Below are 22,621 nucleotides of genomic sequence, written 5' to 3'. Positions count from 1 at the left end.
GGCTGCAATAGTGCGGGCAAAGCCGGCGGCAATTTCGTATGATATTTAGTGTTTTTTATCTTGAGTGACTCATGCTTAGTTTCGAATCGTTACGCCGGTTTGTTTTAGCGCTTAGTGTTGTCGTATTTGCAATGCCTTGTTTTTCAACGGTTTATTTCAGCAAGGACGAGGCTTTGGAAATGGCGTTTGGAACGGATGCCAGCGTGGAATTGTTATCGCTGTTTCCCACTGAAAGTCAGATAGTGCAAATTGAACAGTTGGCCAAAAGTAAATTGGAGTCCAACTTAATCAGCGTCTTTGTCGGTAAAAAACAAGGACAAATTGTCGGTTATGCGATGATTGAATCGCATAACGTGCGTACTCAGCCGGAAACGATGTTGTTAGTGGTCGATGCCGCCGGCAATTTAGCCAACTTGCGCATCCTGGCGTTTCACGAGCCGCCGGAGTATCAGCCGCCAGATCGTTGGTATGCCAAATTATTGAATTTGCCGCTGGAGAAGTTGAGCTTCGATACAGACGTGCAAGCGGTTTCCGGTGCAACCTTAAGTTCGCGGGCTGCGTTAAACGGGGCTCGCAAACTATTGGCGATTTACCAAGTCATGTTGAAAAAGACTCAATAAGCCATGCGATTTTTTGTCACCGGCGAGCAGAATCGCCAACTGTTGATCAACACCTTGATTTTGCTTTTTTTAGGTTACGTGGCCTTGCTTTGGCTTAGCAACGGCTTGATGTACTTTCACAAAATGAGTCTGAGCGGCGATTCGGTTCTGGCTTATTATTTGGGGGACGAGGCACAATTCACGCAGCCTAAAAGCTATCAAAGCTTATTGGAAGTTACGCATTTTCATTTGTTTGCGATGGGTATGCTGGTGTTGACCTTAACCCATCTGATGCTGATGACGGATTTGCCGACTCCGGCAAAGGTTTGGCTCAGCGTGGTTATTTATTTTGCAGCCATCGCCGACGAGGCGGCCGGTTGGTTGGTCCGTTATGCGCATCCTTATTTCGTGTATTTCAAAATAGCGGCGTTTTTACTGTTGGAAACGTCATTATTGGCTTTGATCGTGATTGTTGCGCTGTCTTTGCTACAAGCGCGCAAACGGGCGCGCTAACTCTCTTGTGCTGTAACTTATGCGTAGCCGGTTGCTTCGCGAAAAATCGACAATGTGTTTGCGAATAGGAGGACATCATGAATAAGCACTTACAACTAGTCAGGGAGTTTCACGACAGCTTCGGCATCGTGCAGCCGGTTTATCCGGACAGCATGCATCTGGCGGATATGGACGTCGTGATGCGGCAGGCGCTACTGATGGATTGCGCCAGCGAAACTTTCAAGGCCTTAACCGCCGGGGATTTGGTGAAAATTTTGGCCGGCTTGGTCGATTTGGCCTATAACGCGTTGGCGGCAATCGCTTGTTCCGGCGGCGATGTGCTGGCTACTCCGGCCTCTTGGCGGCAAGACGGCTCGGTGTTGTCTATCGTCAAAGCGTTGTCGGAAAAAATCAGCCTGTGCGCGTCGGGAGAAACCGTGCACTACTCCGGGCTGTATATGCTTTGTGTGCAACTGGTACGCGGTTTCGTCAATGCCGATTTCGACAAGGCTTTTGAAATGGTGCACGCCAATTTGTTGAATAGCCTGTCGCAGGGCCGGTCCGGCGGCGATTACGGCGAGCGTATCGCGCGAGAAACCCTGCCGCCTGCCCCGGATTTAAGCGATGCGCTGTACGAATAAGCGATGATGGGTTCGAAACACATTTTAGGCTTCATCGGCATCGGGCTGATGGGGCAACCTTTGGTCTTGCGTTTACTGGCTGCGGGTTTCGACGTTAGGGTATGGAATCGGACGGCGGAAAAACTGGCTACCGTGGCACAAGCCGGGGCCGGTATCTGTGATTCGGTGGCGGAATTGCTGAGGCAGGTCGACGTGGTTTTGCTATGTTTGGCGGATACTGCCGCGGTGGAACAGATCGCGGCAGCGGAGCTTTTTCCGCATGCCAAACCGAACACGCTGGTGATCGACTTGTCCAGTATCGCACCGGATGCGACCAGACGCTTAGCGGCGTCGGCCGGCGAATCCGGCATGCGCTGGGTAGACGCGCCGGTATCCGGCGGTACGGCTGGGGCCGAGCAAGGCAGTCTGGCCATCATGGCCGGGGGCGATGCGGCGGATATTGCCGTCACCCGCACGGTTTTAGCGCCGCTGTACAGTCGATTAACCCACATGGGGCCGGTAGGGAGTGGCCAGATCACCAAAATTTGCAATCAAATGATCGTCAGTTGCAACGTGATGGTGATTGCGGAAATGATGGCACTGGCCAAACGGGCGGGTGTCGATAGTGCACAAATCCCGCACGCTTTAACCGGCGGTTTCGCCGATTCCAAACCGTTGCAAATCGTTGGGCCGGAAATGGCAGCCGAGGATTTCGCCTCGGTAAAATGGCGAGTCAAGACTTTATTGAAAGATTTAACACTGGCCGATCAGATTGCTGCGGAACACGAGTGTTCGGTGCCGATGTCCGCGTTAGCCGCGCAATTGATGCGCTTGCACGCCGGCCGCGGCTATGCCGAGCAGGATCCCGCTACCTTGATCAATCTTTACTCGAACCGGTAATGCTGCGGTTTTGTGCCAATCTGAGCATGCTGTTTACCGAGTTGCCGCTGGAACAACGTTTCGCTGCAGCGAAACGACACGGTTTTCAGGCGGTGGAGATCCAGTTTCCCTACGAATTGCCGGCCGAGCGGATTAAAGCCCTATTGGATGAACACGGCTTGCGCATGGTCTTGTTTAATGTCCCGGCCGATGATTTGCTACAGGGCGGGGAGGGCTTGGCGGCCGTGCCGGAAAAGCGTGAGCGGTTTTTAGACGGTTTGCAACAAGCCTGCGACTATGCGGTTACCCTCGATGCTTTGCTGGTGAATATACTGCCCGGCCGCTGTTTGAATCGTGCTCGTCTAAACGATTATTTATCGACTTTTATCCAAAATTTGCGCCTTGCGGCCGACCGCTTGGCCGGGATTGGCGTTACGGCCGTGTTCGAAGCGATCAATAGTGTCGATATGCCCGGTTTTTTGCTGGACGACCACGCTAAAATGCTGGCGGTGTTTTCAGAACTCGCTCATCCCAATCTGGGGTTGCAATACGATATTTATCACATGAGCCGCATGCAGCAGGATTGCACGCAGTTTTTGGCCCGGCACATCGACAAGATAAGCCATATTCAGTTTGCCGATTGTCCGGGACGCGGACAACCGGGCAGCGGCACGGTCGATTTCGATGCCTTGTTCGATTTGTTGCGGAAACTTAACTATTGCGGTTGGGTAGGCGCGGAATATAAACCGACAGGAAATACTGTAGACAGCTTGAGCTGGCTGCAAAGCCGTTAGAACGGCGGGCTATAATAGCCGTATCAATACACCCGGATGGCAGTCATGTCGAAATTCGCACTCACCCTACACCATGCCAGTTTAATCGTTTCCGATGCCGAACAATCCTTGCGGTTTTATCGTGACGTGTTGGGCATGACGCCGACCGAACGGCCCGATTTGCCTTTTCCCGGTGCTTGGCTGCAAATCGGCGAGCAGCAAATTCATCTGTTGGAATTGGATAATCCCGATCCGACTACCGGCCGTCCGGCCCACGGCGGCAGAGACCGGCATGTGGCCTTACATTGCAATTCGGTAGACGCTTTGCGCGATACCTTGGACCGCGAAGGCATAGCGTATACGACCAGCATATCCGGACGAAAAGCCTTGTTTTGCCGCGACCGCGACGGCAATGCGCTGGAGTTTATCGAGCGCGGTACCTAGTGTCGGATCGGAGCGAACATGGTTAAGGCTATTGTGTACGGCGTATTGTTGGCTTGCAGCTTGGCTATCGGCTTGATGTTGACCGGCTTTTTCTGCTGGCGATTCGACATTCCGCTAGCAGCCGATTTTTGCTATGCCTGGGCCAATAAATTGCTATTGCTGGGTTTTGGCTGGATGCTGGTGCTCGGCGTTTTTCTCGTGGTACGTGCGATTGCGCTCGGGTTGTTTGACTTTTTCGATCGGAAAGCTGTTGCGCAGCGGCAATTGGCGTCGTTAACGGTAAGACGTCAGGATGCCGAGAGGCAGGCCTGTTTGGAAAAGAGTCAACAGCATTACTGGTTGCAAATCAAACGTAGCCGGTTGCTGGCCGCGGATAACAAAAAACAAAGCCGGCAATTGTATCAATCGATTCGGGCCGAAATAGCAGTCATGGTTCCCGAGGCCGAGCTGGAGCAGGCCTGGAAAGACTTGAAACGGCATAAACGCCTGGCGGATACCCAAGCCATGTTGACCTTGCGGCAAAAACTACTATGCCGCGGTTAGAACGCTGGTTGTCCGATGTTCTGGGGATTTGCCGGGCTAAGTTGGACGAAAATTTGCTATGGCGGCTTTCCCGGCAGGAAGACGTGGCAACATTGCGCAGACAACAGGCGCTGGCGGAACAGGCTTTGGTCGCCCAACTGAAAAAACAGGCTCAACGCTTGGCGCACGAAATGGCTATGGCGCAAGCCGAACACCAAAGCGAATTGGAAATGGTGAAAATCCGCTGCAAACAGGATTTGCGCGATTATCAGGAATATCTGCAGGCTTTGGATAACTTGAAAGACTCTCTGAAAAGCAGTTACGCGCATCTACCGGATGCCGTGGCATTTACCGTTCACCATCACGCCAAACAGCTGCTGAACAGAATGTGGGAAACCCGGAACGAGCAAGAGCGCTTGCAGAGCGAGCTAGCGTTAATTCAGTTTTTGACTGCGATACACGAAGACAGTCAGTTGTCTTTGCTGCGCAACGACGCGCTGGCGCTGCCGCGAAAAACCTTGGCCATCATCGACGGTTTGGACGGTGCGCGTTCTTAGGAGAGTTGCGGCGAAAACTTTACCCAATTGACCGGATTTTGGGTTTTGGGTCTTAGTTGAAAGATTCGATGGGCTGGAAATAGTGTTCGATCGATTTGATCAATTTCTTTTCCAAGGCGAACATGACTACGTGGTCGCCGTCGGAAAATACCGTATCGTGGTGTACCGGAATCACTTCGTGGTCGCGAATCAAGGCGCCAAGAATAACGCCTTCCGGCAGATTGATTTGGTCCACCCGCAACCCAACCACCGACGCGGTATCGTTTTGGCTGCGGTGAGCGATAGCTTCTATGGCCTCCGCGCTGCCGCCGCAGACCGAACTGACGCCGACCACGTCGCCTTTGCGTACGTGTTTTAAAATGCCGCCCAGGGTTTCCAGTTTGGGTTGAATCGCCAAATCGATTTCGCTGTTGTCCAGCAGTTTCAAGTAGGAATTGTTATTGATCAGGCAGATGGCCTTTTTGGCGCCTAACTTTTTGGCCAAACCTGCGGAAATCAAGTTGATGCCGTCGTTATTGGTGATCGCGCAAAACAAATCGATGTCTTCTATCATTTCCTCTTGCAGCAAGGATTCGTCCGTGCAGTCTCCATGTAAAATCAATGTTTTACGAAGATCGTTAGAGATTTCTTTGGCGCGGTTGATGTCTTGTTCGATGATTTTGACTTGATAGTTGTTTTCCAGGGCAATCGCTAGGCGCTTGCCGACGTGGCCGCCGCCGGCCAGCATGATGGATTTGATTGGCGACTCCAATTTGTTTAAATCCATCAATGTCTTACGTACTTTGTCGCGTGGGCAGACGAAAAAAACTTCATCCCCGGCGGTGATCACCGCTTCGCCGTTGACCGGTATGGCTTTGCCGTCGCGAAAAATGGCGACCACTCGAATCATACTGTCGGCCAGCTTTTCCTTGACGGTTTGAATGCGTTTGCCGGTCAAAAAGCCGGCTAAGGCGACCCGGATCGAAAATAAGCGCACCATGCCTTCGGCAAATTCGGAAACGTGCAGTGCGCCGGGGTATTTGATCAGGTTGTGTATGGATTCGGTGACCACTTGTTCCGGGCTGATGACGATGTCGATGCCGCCGGGTTTGAACAGCTCCGGATGGTTTAGAAAGTCGATGGCGCGAACCCGGGCGATGGTTTTGGGCTTTTCGTACAAGGTGTTGATGACTTGACAGGCCAGCATGTTGGTTTCATCGCGGTCGGTAACCGCAATGACCATGTCGGCCGATCCGACTCCGGCTTGTTCCAATATGGTCGGATGGGCCGCGTTGCCCTCTATCGTAGCGATATCCAGTCTGCTTTTAAGCGCTGACAGCAATTGCGGATTCTTGTCGATAACCACAATATCGTTCTCTTCGCTGGCGAGTGCGCCGGCGACCGAAGAACCGGTAACACCGGCACCCAGAATGACAATTTTCATGAAAGCAAAAGATATTCGGAAATGGATGATGCGATAGCGCAGACGTATATCAGACAGGTAGGATAGACGGGTTTGCAAATTATAACCGGATCCCCTGAGCTGTACACGTCGACAACTTAGTGATTGCAACTTAGGATTGAATTATCGCTTGGCTTGATATGCCGGAACCAGTGGACTTTGGGGTAGCGTGACCGCTTTAAGCTTAGCGGCTGGGAAAAAACCAAGTCGCGCCCGCTTAAAATTAAGTAGGATAGCAGGCAACATGCGGCGTTTAGCCGTTAATCGGGACGTGGCGATGATAGAACGCATACTGATTTGTACCGATCTGGACCGAACCCTGTTACCGAACGGCAACGCGCCGGAATCGCCGTCGGCCCGGCCGCTGTTTGCGGCGTTGGCGGCCAGGCCCGAGGTGTTAGTCGCTTACGTGTCCGGCCGCGATAAAACCTTGGTACAGCAAGCGATTGCTGATTTCGGCTTACCGCTGCCGGATTATGTAGTCGGCGATGTCGGCAGCAGCGTGTACCGGCTCGATGGCAGCAGCTGGCAGGTTTTCGAGGCCTGGGAAAGCCGGATCGCAGCCGATTGGCGCGGGCACGATCACGCCAGTTTGCACTTGTTATTCGCGGACCTGCCTAGGTTAACCTTGCAAGAGCCGGGCAAGCAAAACCGTTTTAAGCTGAGTTACTATTTAAACTTAGATAGGGATGCGGCCGAATTGCTGGAGATCATGCAGGCACGCATCGCCGATTGCGGCGTTAAAGCCGAGGTGATCTACAGTCTGGACGAAGCCGAGCAAGTGGTGCTGCTGGACGTGCTGCCGTCCAGCGCAACCAAGTACCACGCGGTCGAATTCTTGATGGAGCAACTTGGCATCGACCCCGGCCAAACCGTATTCGCCGGCGATAGCGGTAACGATTTGCCTGTATTGATCAGCCGGGTGCAATCGGTTTTAGTCGCTAATGCGGCCGACGCGGTGAAAACTCAAGCCCAAGAATTGGCCAGGCAAAACGGCACCGAAGCGGCGTTGTATTTGGCGCAAGGCGGTTTTATGGGTTTGAACGGCAATTACGCCGCCGGCATTTTGGAAGGCGTCGCCCATTTTCTACCGCATACCCAAACCTGGATGCAACACTATGGCTAAACCGGCGTTATACATTTTCGGCGAGGTGTTGTTCGACCATTTTCCGGACGGCAGTGCGGTGCTGGGCGGCGCGCCGTTTAACGTGGCTTGGCATCTGCAAGCCTTCGGGCAACAGCCCTTGTTCATCAGCCGAGTCGGGGACGATGGGACCGGGAAACAGGTTAAACAGGCGATGCAGGAATGGGGTATGAACATGGCCGGCTTACAAACCGATAGCGTGCATCCCACCGGCAAGGTGCAGGTCGACATTAGCGACGGCGAGCCCGGCTATCTGATCGTTCCCGAACAGGCCTACGATTTCATCGCCGACGAGACGTTACAGGCCTTGCCGGCGGCCGGCTTGCTGTACCACGGCAGTTTGGCCTTACGCAATCCGGTGTCTCGGCAGGCGTGGGAGCGCTTGAAAGCTGGTTGCACCGGCTTGGTGTTTTTGGACGTCAACCTGCGCGAACCTTGGTGGCGAAAAGCCGAGGTGTTGGCACTAGCCGGCGAAGCGGATTGGATAAAACTCAACCATGTGGAATTGGCCGCCCTGCAAGCGGACAACGCGCCTGTCGAAACGGCGATGCGGCGGTTTATCGACGATTATCGGTTGCAGGGCTTGGTGGTGACCCGCGGCAAGCAAGGTGCGCTTGCCATGGATGCCGGCGGCAATCAAGTCGAGGTCGTTCCGGCGCAGAGCATGCCAGTGGTGGATACCGTCGGGGCCGGCGATGCGTTTGCCGCGGTTCTGTTGCTGGGCTTGCAACTGCACTGGCCGTTGAGCTTGAGCCTGCAACGCGCCCAATCTTTCGCTTCGGCCTTGGTCGGCCGCCGTGGCGCTACGGTACACGATCCGGCGTTTTACCGGGATTTTGTAACCGAGTGGGAGATTTGAACGGCCGGGTAGATAAAGCCCAGCTGGATCAGATGTCCGCCCAGGATGTAACGTTGGCGGGCGGCTGGCGGGCCCAAGGTAATCGGCAAAAGCGCTGCTATTCCGGCAACGAGGTGGGGCAAGCCCGGTCAAGCGTTGTGACGCTTCAAACTCAATAAGCCCAGCAGCGTTGAGCCCATTAGCCAAATCGAGCCGGGCAGGGGCACGGCCGAGGTAGGAGCGCCGATAGTAGCGCCGTAGTAGTATTCGTAATCCGGAAGCTGGAAATGAATATTCGTATAACTGCCGTAAAACTGTATCAAGCCGTTACCTTCTTCCCCGGTTACCCGCTTGCCGTCTTGAACTAAACTTCCGCCGCCCCAGTGACCGGCGCCTTCTGACACTATCTCGAAATTGCTAGTGTCGAACACGAACCTAACCTGATAGCCGGGCTGACCCACACTCTACAGCGCGAGCAAGGGATTAGTCACTGCGTGCGAAAAAGTGAAGCGACCTTCCCCGGTTCCGGTCAGCGCAATTGTGCCGTTGCTGCCGGGAGTATTGGTATAAACGGCGTTGGTAAACGAACCGGGTACATCGTCGAAGATGCCGCTGGTAAAGTCTGTCCAGGCGTACTGGCCGGAATAGCTCACGTCTATCGGCTTGCCGTCTTGAACAAACGAGCCGTCTTGGCCAACCCAAGAAGCCCAACTGACCGTGTCGGCGTAGGCATACGGAGAAAGAACAGTAGAAATTAACAAGCATGTTGTAGCGAATTTATTGAACATGATGTGAGTCCTGTAAAGGTTAAGGGGGCTTCTAAATTTCCGCCTCGACTCGGGTTCTATATGGGCAAGCTTGCATCTCTGCCGATAAGCGGCTTGCACTGGCATTTGCGCTTAACGAGGAGGCGCTAGACCGATGTCTTCATACCAGATCGCCGGCGATTGTTCGATGAAGCGCCGCATCAGCGCGATACAGCCGGGATCGTTCAGTTCGACGATTTGGACGCCGGCTTCGCGCAGCCAATCCGGATGACCGGCGAAGTTGACCGATTCGCCGATTACGACGGTGCCGATGTTGAATTGGCGGACCAGACCGGAGCAGTACCAACAGGGGGCCAAGGTCGTCACCAGGATCTTATCCCGATAATCGTTTTGCCGGCCGGCGTTGCGAAACGCGTCGGTTTCGCCGTGCAGCGACGGGTCGTTGTTTTGCACCCGGCGGTTGCGGCCTTTTCCCAGCAAGCGGCCGTCGGCACCGAACAGTGCGGCACCGACCGGAACGCCTCCCTCGGCAAAACCCGTTTCCGCTTCGGCAAAGGCAACGGCTAATAGCTCCAGGTAGTTCATATCCTCTCCAAACATATCATCACTGTGGGCACGATGGGTGTCCGCGCTGGCTCATGCAAATGCTGGACAAATGACTCATTCCACAGCATTTGGCGGTACCGGGTGCCGGGCTTGCTTGGCCATCACTGCCGAGTTTGCGTCCGCCATCGGTTGACGATGTCGTCGACGTCCAGTTCGTCCGGGCCTTCGCGCCAGCCGGTGTAATAATCGACGTCGTTGCTTTTCGGTTCCGGGTTTGGACGGTAAATCTGCACCCGGGTCGGTAACGGCGCGGCTTCGCCCAAAACCAGGGCTTCGCCTCTGCCCAGCGATGTCAGAATATCGGTCAAGTCGCCTTCGGCTTCCGGCACTAAACCGCGTATATAAGCCTGGTCGTCCGGGTTGGTGGTACGCAAGCAAATGAAGGAACTGCATTGGGCCAGCATGGTTTCCGACAACTCGGTCGGCCTTTGGCTGACCACGCCGATAGACACTCCGTATTTGCGGCCTTCTTTGGCGATCCGTTCCATCATCTTCTTGGTGCCTTCGAATGGGCCGCCTTTCTCCCGCGGAATGTAGGCATGGGCTTCCTCGCAGATCAAGGTGATCGGGAATTCGCGCCGGTGGGGATTCCAGTAGTTGAACTCGTAAGCCAGGCGACCGACTTGGGCGGAAACCGCCGGGCGCACGTCGGTAGGTACCGAGCTTAGATCGACCACGGTGATGTTGGCTTTTTTATCGCCCAGTCCGACGAATTGCCGCAATAAATCGGCCATGCTGTCGGAGGTGTTGCGCTTTTTGGGTTTCAACAAAAAGTCGTAACGCACGTCGTTGAAGCGGCTTTGCATGCGGACCAGGAATTCGTCGAATTGGCCGAATAAAGCGCCATGAGTTTTGCCGAAATCCTTGCGTTCTTCGTTGGCTGTCTTGAATTGCATATACATTTCCGCCAACGAAAAATAAATCGGGGTATCTATCGATACGCCGCTCAAGCCGATTTGTTTGGCTTCCTTGCGTTTGAGCTGCTGTAAAATCTCGCGCATGAAGGCCATTTGCATCGAAGCGCCTTTGTCGTCCCTGTCGATGAATAAATCGACCAGCTCGGCGTAAGTCATCATCCAATACGGCATTTCCAAGTCCATGGCGTCCACGTAGTTTACCCGTTCGGTGGGAAAGGCGGATTCGACGCGACCGTCTGCGGTTTTCCAGCAATATTCGCCGTGTAGATCCAACATGATCAAATGCGTTTTCGGCATGGCCTTGATCGTGTGTTGAATCAGGCTGGTGACTGTCCATGATTTACCGGAACCGGATTGACCGAGAATCGCGAAATGGCGGCCGAACAAGGCTCTTGGATCCAGGCTCAGGTGGTAGTCTTTATGCGAGGCCAATTGGCCGATGAAAAACTGGTAATCGCGAAATTTGGAAAAGATGGCATTGATTTCGTCCAAGCCGACCGCAAACACGTTGGCACCGGGGGTAGGATAGTGACGTACCCCGCGAATAAAGGTGTTGGTTTCGTTGATTTCACCTACCGGAATCAGCGCGATAAAACGATCGCTGTAGCGATTGCCTTGCTGGTCGAAACGGTCGCGCTCCCACATTTTATAAACCAGGGCCAACACCTTGATTTGGGTTTGTTGGATCACCACGTAGGACCCCAGGTGTCCGGCCAGAATTTCCTGCTCGCCGATGCGGATGAGCGGCGCGGAAGTGGAATGCTCTGCGACGATGCGGGCGTCCATGCCGTCGCCGCGCACTTCCACCAAATGGCCGATTAGAATTTGTTCGCTTTGCGCCATGTTTGTACTCGGTAACCACAAAATCCGGTAAAGCGTAGTTCAAATTTGCGGCTGCGAGGCGTGCAGTTATTGTTGCTTTGGATAGAGTGACTATTCGGTAAGCCCGAGGGATAAGCGATAAACGGAGACGTAACGAAGACGAGTGAGCGGTTTAGGTGAACATCCTGCAGCGCTGCTGCAGGATAGTGCCGGTACGATCAGGACAAGAAAGAACAGCAATAATCGCTGGCAACTTTGACTTTCATCGTGAATCGGGCGTTGCCGGGCACCTCGAAGGATTGGCCGCCGCTTACGGTTTGCCAGGCTTGGTCGGGTAACAGCACCTCCATCTCGCCTGCCAGGATTTCCATCAGCTCGGGGGCTTCGGTGTTGAAGGTATATTCTCCCGGCTGCATAAAGCCCAGGGTTTTCTTGCTGCCGTCGGCAAAGATCACGGTGCGGCTGACGACCCGGCCGTCGAAATAAACATTGGCTTTTTTGACGATGGTGACGTTTTCGAATTCAGACATTGTAATCGGCGTATAGTGATAAAAGTGGCATGATAGCAGAGCGGCGCAGGTAAAATGATCGGAATTAGCCGTAGCCGCCGTAAACGCCGTGCGTTCGGCGTTTACGGCAAAAGCCGAACCTTGGGCTCATTCACTTTTTAACTGAATATCGTTATGGATCATTTTTTTATCTGGAATATCGACCCGGTTCTGCTTGATTTTGGGGCCGTGAAAATTCGCTGGTACGGGCTAATGTTTGCTTCCGGATTCGTCGGTAGCTTTCTGACCATGCAATGGATTTATCAGCGAGAAGGAAAAAAAATCGAAGAGCTGGATACCTTGTTATGGTACATGGTGGTGGCGACCATCGTCGGCGCGCGCTTGGGACACGTGTTGCTGTACGATCCCGGCTATTATTTGTCGCATCCGCTAAAGATCCTGGCCGTTTGGGAAGGCGGGCTGGCGAGTCACGGCGCGACCTTGGGCATCATTGCGGCGTTGTTTCTGTACAGACGCCAATACGGCGACGGCTTTCTGTGGTTGTTGGACCGGGTTTGCATTCCGACCGCGTTAGCCGGGGCCTTGATTCGTGTCGGTAATTTCTTTAACTCTGAAATTCTCGGCATCGCTTCCGAGCAGCCTTGGGCGGTGATTTTTGCGCGTATCGACTGGACGCCGCGCCACCCGGTTCAGTTGTACGAAGCCTTTTGCTATTTGTTTATCTATGCGACCACTTTACAGCTTTATAAAAAATTCGCGGGGAAACAAGGCTTGGTGTTCGGTTGTTTTATTAGCTTGCTGTTTAGCGTTCGATTCGTGCTGGAATATTTTAAAACCGAACAAGCAATGTACGACAACGGTTTGACCTTGACCACAGGACAGTTGTTGAGCGTGCCGTTCGTGTTGGCCGGGCTGGCGTGCGTCGCTTTCTCGCTCACGCGGGAACGGCGCAAATCCGTCGGCTAATCGTTTATAATCGCTGGTTTTTTCAGTTTGCCGTGCTGTCGGCGAAAACAGCGTGACACTCGCATGCAAGAAATCAATCCGATCAAATACAAAATTGCCGATTTACGCGAACGCTGCGCGTCGTTGAAGGTTTATCTCGATTTCGATGCAAAAAGCGAACGTTTAATCGAGGTCATGCGCGAATTGGAGGACCCGGCGATTTGGAACAAGCCGGAACTCGCCCAAGCCTTGGGACGCGAACGCGCCATGTTGGAAGGCATCGTCGAGACCTTGCGCGAGCTGGAGCAAAGTTTAAACGATGCCGACGAATTGTTGGCGCTGGCGGTGGAAGAACACGACGCCGATACGGTGGATACGGTTGTCGCCGATTTGGAGGAATCGGAAAAGCAGGTCGCGCAATTGGAATTTCAGCGCATGTTTGCCGGTGAAATGGATCCGAACAACGCCTTTTTGGATATTCAAGCCGGATCGGGCGGTACCGAAGCCCAGGATTGGGCTTCGATGATAGAGCGCATGTATTTGCGTTGGGGCGAAGCCAAAGGCTTTAAAACCGAATTGATCGAGGAATCGCCGGGCGAGGTCGCCGGCATCAAGAGCGCGACGATTCGCTTCGAAGGTCCGTATGCTTTCGGCTGGTTAAGAACCGAGACCGGTGTGCATCGACTGGTGCGCAAATCGCCGTTCGATTCCGGTAACCGCCGTCACACTTCGTTTGCCTCGGTGTTCGTCTCCCCGGAGATCGACGACGACATCGAAATAGACATCAATCCGGCCGACTTGCGCATCGACGTATACCGGGCCAGCGGCGCCGGCGGTCAGCACGTCAATAGGACCGAATCGGCGGTACGGATAACCCACGGTCCCAGCGGCATCGTGACCCAGTGTCAAAGCGACCGCTCGCAGCACAAAAATAAAGACACGGCGATGAAGCAACTCAAAGCCAAGCTGTACGAAATGGAGATGCTGAAACGTAGCGAAACCCAGCAAGCCCTGGAAGACTCCAAGTCGGACATCGGCTGGGGCAGCCAGATTCGTTCCTACGTACTGGACCAATCGCGGATCAAGGACCTGCGCACCAACGTCGAAACCGGCAACACCCAGGCGGTATTGGATGGCGCGCTGGATCAGTTTATCGAAGCCAGTTTGAAGAGTGGGTTGTAAAGTCATAATCTAGGTGAAAACAAATAGCAAGCCAGAGAATTCATATAAATGAATAAGCATGAGCTGGAATTATTATCTGCTATTAGAATAAAAGAAGCGGAAGTTCTTTTAAAAGCCGAGTGTTATCATGGCGCTTATTATCTCGCTGGGTATGCTTTGGAATGTATTTTGAAAGCTTGTGTTGCCAAGCAAATTAAGCAATTCGATTTTCCGGATAAAAAACTTGCTAACGATAGTTATACCCATGATCTGACTAAACTGCTTATCACCGCAGGATTAAAACAAGAGCTGATATTGCAAGAAAGTAAAGATGTTAATTTCAAGCTGAGTTGGTCTCTGGCCAATAAATGGTCGGAGGAGTCTCGTTATGATCATTCTATTCAAAGACAGGATGCCAGGGATTTATTTTTGGCTATTACCGAAAACGAATCAGGAGTATTGCCATGGCTAAAGAAGTATTTATGACGCAATGGTTTACGGACGCAATGCGCCTAGCGGGTGAAAGCTTGGTAAAAAAATTGGACGAGTCAGGTGTTCAGGTTGCCGCCGCTTTTTGGATACAGGATGTGGAAGAAAAAAATTGGGAGCTGACCATAGTATCTCCTCTGGTGGGAAGCGAAGGGCCTAGAAGTTTGTATAAAAGAATTAATGATATTTATGAGGCTTGCTCGGATGATGAAGATGTTATTTCCTTGCATGATATTAGGGTGTCTAGTATTCATAACCGTATAGTCAATGCAATGCGGAACAGTGTTTTGACAGGGGCTCAATTAGCTAATAATCGAATGGGAAGAAATTATATAGATGGCATATATATTGAGGATATGTATCTATATAAAATTGATTGGGATATGCTTGCGAAATTAAACGATTTAAATCGGGTTGCTTAGTTTGTCCTTGTTGCCGCGCGGTGCGTGTAGTAACCAGGACGAAAGCAGCTGGAATTGACGATGCAGACTAAACTGGTGGAAGGAAATTAACAAATTTTACTAGAGGCTAGGAATGAATGCTTTTGCCGTTGACTTTCGGAGCCTGTTCCGCCAATTTTACCCTTCGGGAGTTAATCGTGTTTCTCGCCGATGGCCGAAGTATTTGGGTGGGCCATAGTGCGGTTTCCCCGTTCAGCTAAGGCAGATGCCAACCAAAGAGCCGATTTTGAAATATTGAGCTATTTCTTTGATTATTCCAAAGGTCAATAAATGCAATTCCCCGATACCAAGCGCTTTGCCTTGTTAATCGATGCCGATAATGCGCAGGCTAAAGCGATAGATGCGGTTTTGACGGAGGCGGCACGATATGGGGATACGACGTCAAGGCGTTGTTACGGAGATTGGACTAGTCAAAAACTTGCGCCATGGAAAACGGTTTTAAACAGACATGCCATTCAGCCCATTCAACAATTCAGCTATACCACTGGTAAGAATGCCACGGATTCCGCATTGATTATCGATGCAATGGATTTATTGTATACCGGAAAATTTAATGGTTTTTTTCTGGTTTCAAGCGATAGTGATTGTAGTGTTGGCTGATTTAGATCCGGAAAAATGCGCCCCGTGTATTAGTAAACGCAAAGAAATTATCGGTAACGATAATATTGATTTGGTGGTCATTGCCCGAAAAGCGATTGAGTCTTGGTTTTTAGCCGATACCGAAGCGATGAAAAGCTGGACTAAGCAAGGTCGTTTTTTTGAAGAATATCCGGAACAGATGCCCTCTATGCCCTGGGGGCGATTAAAGGAAATTGGCTTGCAGACTATTGGTCGCGGTCCCGGAAGCAGCAAAATCGCTTTTGCCGATAGATTTATCAAACACCATAATTTCAGCGTAGTTCGTGCTGCTCAGCATCCCAATTGTCCAAGTGCCGGATATTTTGTTGAGAAATTGAAATTATTGGCGTAACCAAATTATTTATTAAGCATTAGAAATTTACTAAGAAAACATGTCAGAACTCGAACACGACGAACAGGAACAGATTAAACAGCGCCGCGAAAAATTAACCGCGCTACGCGAAGAAGGCACTGCATTTCCAACCGATTTTCGCCGCAACGTGGTGGCCGGCGAATTATTGGCCGAGTACGGCGATAAAACCGAAGAGGAATTGTTGGCCGAACCGATCCGGGTCAAGATTGCCGGGCGGATGATGACCCGCCGCATCATGGGCAAGGCCAGTTTCTGTCATTTACAGGATATGTCCGGGCAGATTCAGGTTTATATCGCCCGCGATAATTTACCGGAAGGTGTCTACAACGACCAGTTCAAGAAATGGGACATCGGTGACATTCTCGGCGCCGAAGGGACGTTGTTCAAAACCAAGGTCGGTGAATTAAGCGTGCGCGTCGATGACATTCGTTTGTTGACCAAAGCTCTGCGGCCCTTGCCGGAAAAATTCCACGGCATCGCCGATCAGGAGATCAAGTATCGCCAGCGCTATCTGGATTTGATCATGAGCGACGAGGCCCGCAAGACGTTTACCATGCGCTCCAAGATCGTCAACTACATTCGTGACTTTCTGGTGGCCCGCGACTTTTTGGAAGTGGAAACGCCGATGATGCAAGTCATCCCCGGCGGCGCCACCGCGCGGCCGTTTACCACCTTTCACAATGCGCTGGACATGGAGTTGTATTTGCGGATTGCTCCGGAACTGTACTTGAAACGCTTGGTGGTCGGCGGTTTCGAACGCGTGTTCGAGATCAACCGCAACTTCCGTAACGAAGGTCTGTCGACCCGGCATAATCCGGAGTTCACCATGCTGGAGTTTTACCAAGCCTATGCCGAATACGGCGACTTGATGGATTTGACCGAAGCCATGCTGCGCGGCATAGCCGAGGACATTGTCGGCAACACCGCCATCGAATACCAGGGCGAGACTTACGATTTCGGCCAGCCGTTCGCACGAATGACCGTGCTGGAATCCATCCTGCACTTCAATCCCGAATTGACGCTAGACGATTTGAGCACGCGCGAAGCGGCGGTCAAGGTTGCCGAAAATCTGAAGATTCCAGTCAAGGACAGTTATGGTTTGGGTAAGGTGCAAATCGAGATTTTCGAGAAAACCGTCGAGCATCGCTTGATGAATCCGACCTTCATCACCGCCTATCCGGTGGAGGTGTCGCCGCTGGCACGCCGCAACGATAGCGATCCGCACGTCACCGACCGTTTCGAGTTTTTCGTCGGCGGCCGCGAGATTGCCAACGGCTTTACCGAGCTGAATGATGCCGAAGACCAAGCCGAGCGCTTCAGAAAACAGGTCGAGGAAAAAGAAGCCGGCGACAACGAAGCCATGCATTACGACGCCGATTACATCACCGCGCTGGAACACGGCATGCCGCCGACGGCCGGCGAGGGTATAGGCATTGATCGGCTGGTGATGTTGTTTACCAACTCGCCGAGCATTCGCGATGTGTTGTTGTTTCCGCACATGCGCCCTAAAGCCGTTTAGAACTCTCCGATAAACCACGATTCGGAGCGCGCCTACCTGCGACGGGCTAAATCTCCGGTTTCGGGCTAGTATAACGACAGGTAACGACTCCCAAAGCCGCGTGCCCGGCGGCTAGCCGGCTTGATGAGCGTCAGGGAGGGGATAAGCGTGGTAAATCGGCCTTTTCAAACTGCAGCGATGCCGATTCGGGAAAACAAACGAGAGATTGGCTTAATCTCCCGTCGGTACACGTATCTGATTATTCTTAACCGCGCTGAGTTTTATAAAATCGACATCATTCGGCGCCTCCATTAACATCGGTAGACGAGAACAGCATGAGCGTAGATCCAAATCAATTTAAAAGCGCATTGAAGTTGTGGGCTAGCGGCGTCACCGTCGTGACCGCTCAGTCGGCACAAGGCGCGAAAGGCATGACGGCGACGTCGTTTAGCAGCGTTTCCTTGGACCCGCCGCAAATTTTGGTCTGTTTAAATCAACACACCGATACGGGGGCTGTGGTGTTGCAGGAAAAACGCTTCGCAGTCAACATTTTACGGGCTGATCAAGAAGCGGTTTCCAATCGGTTTGCCGGGGGAAGCACTCAAGAAGAGCGTTTTGCCGGCGTCGATTGGCAGGTAGGCGATTACGGCACGCCGGTTTTGAGCTGCGCGTTGGCATCCCTGGAATGCAAAATAGTGAATCAAATATTGGCCGGTACTCATTGGATCGTCATAGGCGAAGTTGAAAATGTGATTTGTCGGGAAGGCGAACCGTTGTTGTATTACCATAGTGCTTACCGGTATTTAAAATCCGAATGACCGGGAACGGCCGAGCCTGCTGGCGGTCTTTGAATGAGTGTGTATGGGTACGGAGCCGATAGCGTTATGAACGATAAGCAAAACTTTTTCGAGTTTTACAGGGTTTGTAAAGAATTCGTCATCAAATGGTGGGCTTGGGCGAATCGCTGGATTTCGTCTCAACCGGCGGAAGGAAAGCCGGCGCCTGCCGAGAATCCGGTTAGCCGACCGCCCCGTTTCGTGATTTACGTGTTGGCGTTAGTGCTGTTGGCAACCTTGCTGGCCGGCGGCGAAAAACCGCAAGGCCGCGAGATTCCCTACAGCCAGTTTTTATCGCTGGTCAATGCGGATAAAGTCGATAAAGCCGTCGTTACCCAACGATTTATCAACGGCACCCTAAAAGACGACGACAAACAAATCGGCAAATATTTCTTTACCATCCCGTTGTGGGACGAGTCTCTCACTAAGCACTTGCAGGATCACAAAGTCGAGTACGTGGTAAGGAGCGGAGAAAATTGGCTCGGAAACATCGTTTTCAATTGGATTATCCCAATAGCGATATTTGCCGCGATTTGGATGTGGTTGCTGCCGCGGATGACGGGCGGGGCCGGCCGCTCTTTTTTGAATTTGGGTAATAAAATCAAGATTCAGCAAGAAAACGGCAAGATTACTTTCGATGATGTGGCGGGTGCGGACAGTGCCAAACAGGAATTGAAAGAAACCATCGAATTCTTAAAATCGCCGGAAAAATTGCAAAAGCTGGGCGGACGCATGCCTAAAGGTGTGTTGTTGGTAGGTTCACCCGGTACCGGTAAAACCCTGTTGGCGCGGGCGGTTTCCGGGGAAGCGGGCGTGCCGTTTTTCAACATCAGCGCGTCGGAATTCATCGAATTGTTCGTCGGCATCGGCGCCGCCCGGGTTAGAGACTTGTTTGAGCAAGCTCGCAAAACCGCGCCCTGTATCATCTTTATCGACGAACTGGACGCGATTGGCCGCTCTCGTAGCGGCCCGGTCAGCTTGGCCGGTAACGACGAGCGCGAACAAACCTTGAATCAACTGCTGACCGAAATGGACGGTTTCGATTCCACGTCCGGGGTAGTCGTGATGGCCGCGACCAACAGACCGGAAATTTTGGATAAAGCCTTGTTGAGAGCCGGGCGTTTCGATAGGCAAATCGTGGTCGATAAACCGGATTTGCTCGATAGGATGGCTATCTTGAAGCTGCATAGCAAGGCTATGCAATTGGCGAAAGACGTCGATTTAGCCACAGTCGCCAAACGAACGCCCGGTTTCGTCGGCGCGGACTTGTCCAATATTGCCAACGAAGCGGCGATTTTGGCGGCCAGAAACGAACGCGAGCAAGTAACCATGGCCGATTTCGAGGCGGCAATAGATCGTATCTTGGCCGGACCGGAAAAGAAAAACCGGCTGCTTGGTCCGGAAGAGAAACGTCGGGTGGCATTTCACGAAGCCGGCCACGCATTGGTGGCAGAATCCGTGCCTACCGGACAACCGGTACATAAAATATCCATCATTCCGCGCGGCGTGTCCGCCTTGGGTTTTACCTTGCAGTTACCGGTCGAAGAAAAGTATTTATCCACAGAGCAGGAATTGAAAGATCAAATGGCGATCTTGCTGGGTGGCCGAGTCGCGGAACAATTGGCCTTGGAGAGTGTTTCCACCGGTGCGCAAAACGACTTGGAAAAGGCCAGCGAGATTGCGCATAACATGGTTTGCTATTTGGGCATGAGTCAGAAGCTGGGACCGTTGATATACGGCCGGCGGCAACAACTGCAATTTTTGCCGTCGGAAGTTAGTGAACAGCGCAATTTCAGCGAAGAAACTGCACGTTTGATAGACGCGGAAATTAAAGTCTTGGTTGAAGATGCTCAGAGTCGCGCCATGGAAATTTTGTCCAAACAGCGGGACACACTGGATAGCTTAGCGGCGCTGTTACAGGAAAAAGAGGTCGTACAGCGCGAAGACATTGCCGCTATGTTGGGCAGTAGCCCCAAAAGCTAGATTATCGTCGTTATGGCTAGCCTGGACTGATGCAAATGCTCAGTACCGGCGTGAGAGGTCTCGCGCAATGCGACAAGGCGCCCGACTTGGCATTGGGTAAGCGTTTTTCAACCATTGAAATACGCTAACCGACTGAAAAAATCGGGCACCGGCTTACGAAACTGGGCTGTAAGTTGCCTAAAACTGCCATTTCACGCTGAAATACACTTGGCGTTGTACTCCGGTAGCGATGGACTGATAGTGGCTGTTCGCTTCGAAATGCACGCTTTCCAATAGATTTCGTCCTATCAAGGCGAATTCCACATCTTTGTTCAGCTGCCAAGCCAGACGGGCGTCCAGCTCGTGGTAGCTTTGGGTCGGTAAGGTGTTATAGGAAAACACGTTATTGGACTTGCCGCCCACGAAACGCCAATTGAGGTCGAAACTCCAATCGCTCGTCAATTGCAGTTGAGACCATACGGAAGCGTTGTTCACCGGATAGTTACCGGCGCTGGTGACGTAGGCTACGGATGGCGAGGTGCTGGATAGGCCGATTTCTTCGCGCGAATAGCTGTAACTCGCGCGTAACCGCCAGGCGTTGCTCACTTGCCAGTTGGCGCTCAGTTCGCCGCCGTAAATCTTGCTGAAACCGTAATTTTGAATTTTTATCGGTAGCACGACGTAGCCCGAGAACAAGGTATCCGTTTGCAAGCCGCCGCTGTTATAGGAGCGGACGTCGTCGTAGTTGTAGTAATACAAACTTAAATCGGTATCGAAGGTGCGCTGCCAATCGGCGCGCCAGCCCAATTGAAAAGCCAATAATTTTTCGGTGGTCATCCTGGGGTTGCCGTTGATGGAAATCAACGTGACCGGATTGGCAGGAGAAACCGGCTGTGCCGGGTCGGGAGGCGGGGCTAGGTAGCCCTGAAATTGTACGTTTTGCTCTATCCAATTGGGGGTACGCACCGCCCGCGCTATCGAGCCCCATACGGTATGTATTTCGTCAGGGCTCCAGGATAAACCGATGTTGGGTTGAATTTCGAATTGGGTGACGGGGTTGTGTTCGAACTTGCTGCCCAGCGTCAGTTTCAAGGTATTGGGCAGCAAGCTGATCTCGTCTTGTGCGAATAAACTGTAAATCCGGTCGGTACGTTTTTCAGGTGACAGCGCCACATAGAGACTGGGTTGATAATTATTGTGATTGAAGCGGACGCCGGCGCCCCAAACCCAATAATGCAGGGGATTGAGCCGGTAATTATGCTGAAAATCGAGGTCTATCGAATCCACTTGATAACTGACGTCTAAAGCGGGCGAGCGGCGATTGTGCCTATCCCAATAAATGCGCAATGCCGTGGTGGAGTCGGCGCTCTGCCGTTGCTGCCAGCGCGCCATGAGGTAATGGCCGGAGAACTCGTCGCCGGTCGGCAGTTGAATGTTGTAAGGTGGCTGAACCGACGGTACTTGCGGGGTTATGATATGCGGGAAAATCTGATTCGCGCCGTTCGATTCGCCGGTAAATGCCGCGCCCTGCACGGATAAATCGGCGTTGCCGAAAAAGTCTTTGTCGTAACGAAAGCCGAATTTGCTCATTTGCGCGGCATCGCCGGCGTCGACGCTACTGAAGCGGGCTTTGGAATCGTCGTGCTGGGCGTGGCGGGCGAACACGCTGACATGCGCGTCTTCGCCGGCTTCGAAACCGTAGCGCATTCCGCCGCCGTAGCGCTCGTTGCCGTAAAACGCCGAGGCTAATCCGCCTTGAGTGCTGCGTGCGGACTTGGTGACGATATTAATGACGCCGTTGACCGCGTTGCTGCCCCATAAACTGGCGCCCGGGCCGCGCATGACTTCGATGCGCTCGATGTCTTCCATCATGACGTCCAACTGATCCCAGAAGGTACTGGACAATAAAGGTGTGTACACGCTACGTCCGTCCACCAATACCAGCAACGTTTCGGCTAATTGGCTATTGAAACCGCGCACCGACACCGACCAACGGCCGCCGTCGATTTTGGCGACGTGCACGCCGGGCACCAGACGCAATGCTTCGGGAATTGTTGTGGCGCCCAGTCTGCGGATGTCTTCGCTGGAGACTACGTAGAACGCGGCGGGAAGCTGTTTGCGACTGCCTAGGGATTTGGTTATCGAGCTTAAATCCAACTCGACCAGCTGTTCTATGCTGAAATCCAATAACTCCGCGGTAGCGCTGTCGCTAGGGGCTTGATTGGCGGCTTGGCTGGATCCTGCGGCTAACCAGCATAAATAAACAGTTGAGCACAGCAGTTTAAACAGCGCATGGTTTCTCGGTGTTCCGGTTACGGGTGGTGCCGATTGCGCAGAGAATAGACGGG

The 22,621-nt window shown here is 52.6% G+C and carries 26 protein-coding genes; 19 read left to right on the top strand and 7 right to left on the bottom strand.

Annotation, left to right across the window (positions count from 1 at the left end; genetic code table 11):
* Positions 1 to 71 precede the first annotated feature (71 nt).
* From AB0A83_RS12800 to AB0A83_RS12765, 8 genes are all read left to right on the top strand, one after another.
* Positions 72 to 620 carry an FMN-binding protein gene (locus AB0A83_RS12800; protein ID WP_150048985.1) on the top strand — a complete coding sequence of 183 codons (549 nt, stop codon included), beginning with the start codon at positions 72 to 74 and terminating at the stop codon, positions 618 to 620.
* A 3-nt stretch (positions 621 to 623) separates the two neighbouring features.
* Positions 624 to 1,112, top strand: coding sequence for a hypothetical protein (locus tag AB0A83_RS12795; protein ID WP_367154363.1), 489 nt, complete (start codon positions 624 to 626; stop codon positions 1,110 to 1,112).
* 77 nt (positions 1,113 to 1,189) lie between these two features.
* Positions 1,190 to 1,732 carry a nucleoside triphosphate pyrophosphohydrolase family protein gene (locus tag AB0A83_RS12790; protein WP_150048981.1) on the top strand — a complete coding sequence of 181 codons (543 nt, stop codon included), beginning with the start codon at positions 1,190 to 1,192 and terminating at the stop codon, positions 1,730 to 1,732.
* A 3-nt stretch (positions 1,733 to 1,735) separates the two neighbouring features.
* Positions 1,736 to 2,611 carry an NAD(P)-dependent oxidoreductase gene (locus AB0A83_RS12785; protein WP_367154361.1) on the top strand — a complete coding sequence of 292 codons (876 nt, stop codon included), beginning with the start codon at positions 1,736 to 1,738 and terminating at the stop codon, positions 2,609 to 2,611.
* Entirely contained in the window at positions 2,611 to 3,384 is a 774-nt protein-coding gene (locus AB0A83_RS12780) for a TIM barrel protein (protein WP_150048977.1), read from the top strand. Before AB0A83_RS12785 ends, AB0A83_RS12780 begins: the two co-directional genes overlap by 1 nt.
* 45 nt (positions 3,385 to 3,429) lie before the next feature.
* Positions 3,430 to 3,807, top strand: coding sequence for a VOC family protein (locus tag AB0A83_RS12775; RefSeq protein WP_150048975.1), 378 nt, complete (start codon positions 3,430 to 3,432; stop codon positions 3,805 to 3,807).
* Between the two features lie 18 nt (positions 3,808 to 3,825).
* Positions 3,826 to 4,350, top strand: coding sequence for a hypothetical protein (locus tag AB0A83_RS12770; protein WP_150048974.1), 525 nt, complete (start codon positions 3,826 to 3,828; stop codon positions 4,348 to 4,350).
* Positions 4,338 to 4,886, top strand: coding sequence for a hypothetical protein (locus AB0A83_RS12765; protein ID WP_150048972.1), 549 nt, complete (start codon positions 4,338 to 4,340; stop codon positions 4,884 to 4,886). The genes AB0A83_RS12770 and AB0A83_RS12765 overlap by 13 nt, the downstream gene beginning before the upstream one ends.
* A 52-nt stretch (positions 4,887 to 4,938) precedes the next feature.
* On the opposite strand, the gene trkA is transcribed toward AB0A83_RS12765, so the two are convergent.
* Complete coding sequence (gene trkA / locus AB0A83_RS12760; RefSeq protein ID WP_150048970.1) at positions 4,939 to 6,309, bottom strand: Trk system potassium transporter TrkA; 1,371 nt, start codon at positions 6,307 to 6,309, stop codon at positions 4,939 to 4,941.
* A 262-nt stretch (positions 6,310 to 6,571) separates the two neighbouring features.
* On the opposite strand from trkA, the gene AB0A83_RS12755 reads away from it, so the two are divergent.
* Together AB0A83_RS12755 and AB0A83_RS12750 are read left to right on the top strand one after the other, a co-directional pair.
* Entirely contained in the window at positions 6,572 to 7,453 is an 882-nt protein-coding gene (locus AB0A83_RS12755; protein ID WP_367154359.1) for an HAD-IIB family hydrolase, read from the top strand.
* Entirely contained in the window at positions 7,446 to 8,330 is an 885-nt protein-coding gene (locus AB0A83_RS12750) for a carbohydrate kinase (protein WP_367154357.1), read from the top strand. Before AB0A83_RS12755 ends, AB0A83_RS12750 begins: the two co-directional genes overlap by 8 nt.
* A 128-nt stretch (positions 8,331 to 8,458) precedes the next feature.
* Here the strand turns inward: AB0A83_RS12750 and AB0A83_RS12745 are convergent, their stop codons facing one another.
* The 5 genes from AB0A83_RS12745 to AB0A83_RS12725 form a co-directional block, all read right to left on the bottom strand.
* Positions 8,459 to 8,740 (bottom strand): hypothetical protein, encoded by a 282-nt coding sequence (locus AB0A83_RS12745; RefSeq protein WP_367154355.1) that lies wholly within the window; start codon positions 8,738 to 8,740, stop codon positions 8,459 to 8,461.
* A 33-nt stretch (positions 8,741 to 8,773) separates the two neighbouring features.
* Positions 8,774 to 9,097, bottom strand: coding sequence for a hypothetical protein (locus AB0A83_RS12740; protein ID WP_367154353.1), 324 nt, complete (start codon positions 9,095 to 9,097; stop codon positions 8,774 to 8,776).
* A 111-nt stretch (positions 9,098 to 9,208) separates the two neighbouring features.
* The gene (locus AB0A83_RS12735; RefSeq protein WP_150048964.1) at positions 9,209 to 9,661 is read right to left on the bottom strand and encodes a nucleoside deaminase; all 453 of its coding nucleotides are present in this window, start codon (positions 9,659 to 9,661) and stop codon (positions 9,209 to 9,211) included.
* Between the two features lie 122 nt (positions 9,662 to 9,783).
* Positions 9,784 to 11,442 carry an ATP-binding protein gene (locus tag AB0A83_RS12730; RefSeq protein WP_367154351.1) on the bottom strand — a complete coding sequence of 553 codons (1,659 nt, stop codon included), beginning with the start codon at positions 11,440 to 11,442 and terminating at the stop codon, positions 9,784 to 9,786.
* A 197-nt stretch (positions 11,443 to 11,639) separates the two neighbouring features.
* Entirely contained in the window at positions 11,640 to 11,951 is a 312-nt protein-coding gene (locus AB0A83_RS12725) for a pyrimidine/purine nucleoside phosphorylase (RefSeq protein WP_150048960.1), read from the bottom strand.
* A gap of 153 nt (positions 11,952 to 12,104) precedes the next feature.
* Between AB0A83_RS12725 and lgt the strand changes: the two genes are divergently transcribed.
* From lgt to ftsH, 9 genes are all read left to right on the top strand, one after another.
* Positions 12,105 to 12,896: a prolipoprotein diacylglyceryl transferase gene (gene lgt, locus AB0A83_RS12720; protein ID WP_150048958.1), complete on the top strand. Its 792-nt coding sequence runs from the start codon at positions 12,105 to 12,107 to the stop codon at positions 12,894 to 12,896.
* A 63-nt stretch (positions 12,897 to 12,959) separates the two neighbouring features.
* Entirely contained in the window at positions 12,960 to 14,057 is a 1,098-nt protein-coding gene (prfB, locus tag AB0A83_RS12715) for a peptide chain release factor 2 (RefSeq protein WP_150048956.1), read from the top strand.
* Positions 14,058 to 14,105: 48 nt separating this feature from the next.
* The gene (locus AB0A83_RS12710; RefSeq protein WP_150048954.1) at positions 14,106 to 14,522 is read left to right on the top strand and encodes a HEPN domain-containing protein; all 417 of its coding nucleotides are present in this window, start codon (positions 14,106 to 14,108) and stop codon (positions 14,520 to 14,522) included.
* A complete protein-coding gene (locus AB0A83_RS12705) occupies positions 14,501 to 14,947 on the top strand; it encodes a hypothetical protein (RefSeq protein ID WP_367154350.1) in 447 nt (148 codons plus the stop codon). The genes AB0A83_RS12710 and AB0A83_RS12705 overlap by 22 nt, the downstream gene beginning before the upstream one ends.
* Before the next feature lie 309 nt (positions 14,948 to 15,256).
* A complete protein-coding gene (locus AB0A83_RS12700; protein WP_232056645.1) occupies positions 15,257 to 15,586 on the top strand; it encodes an NYN domain-containing protein in 330 nt (109 codons plus the stop codon).
* Entirely contained in the window at positions 15,576 to 15,956 is a 381-nt protein-coding gene (locus tag AB0A83_RS12695; RefSeq protein ID WP_367154348.1) for a hypothetical protein, read from the top strand. Before AB0A83_RS12700 ends, AB0A83_RS12695 begins: the two co-directional genes overlap by 11 nt.
* Before the next feature lie 40 nt (positions 15,957 to 15,996).
* Positions 15,997 to 17,496, top strand: coding sequence for a lysine--tRNA ligase (gene lysS, locus AB0A83_RS12690; protein ID WP_367154347.1), 1,500 nt, complete (start codon positions 15,997 to 15,999; stop codon positions 17,494 to 17,496).
* 314 nt (positions 17,497 to 17,810) lie between these two features.
* Positions 17,811 to 18,293: a flavin reductase family protein gene (locus AB0A83_RS12685; RefSeq protein WP_367154346.1), complete on the top strand. Its 483-nt coding sequence runs from the start codon at positions 17,811 to 17,813 to the stop codon at positions 18,291 to 18,293.
* A 66-nt stretch (positions 18,294 to 18,359) separates the two neighbouring features.
* The gene (gene ftsH, locus AB0A83_RS12680; RefSeq protein WP_367154345.1) at positions 18,360 to 20,294 is read left to right on the top strand and encodes an ATP-dependent zinc metalloprotease FtsH; all 1,935 of its coding nucleotides are present in this window, start codon (positions 18,360 to 18,362) and stop codon (positions 20,292 to 20,294) included.
* Positions 20,295 to 20,471: 177 nt separating this feature from the next.
* Here the strand turns inward: ftsH and AB0A83_RS12675 are convergent, their stop codons facing one another.
* Positions 20,472 to 22,460 (bottom strand): TonB-dependent receptor plug domain-containing protein, encoded by a 1,989-nt coding sequence (locus tag AB0A83_RS12675; protein WP_367154344.1) that lies wholly within the window; start codon positions 22,458 to 22,460, stop codon positions 20,472 to 20,474.
* Positions 22,461 to 22,621 lie beyond the last annotated feature (161 nt).

This window comes from Methylomonas sp. HYX-M1, assembly GCF_040741385.1.
In the GTDB taxonomy this organism is placed as follows: domain Bacteria; phylum Pseudomonadota; class Gammaproteobacteria; order Methylococcales; family Methylomonadaceae; genus Methylomonas; species Methylomonas rhizoryzae.
This window is presented reverse-complemented; position numbering and strand designations above follow the sequence as displayed.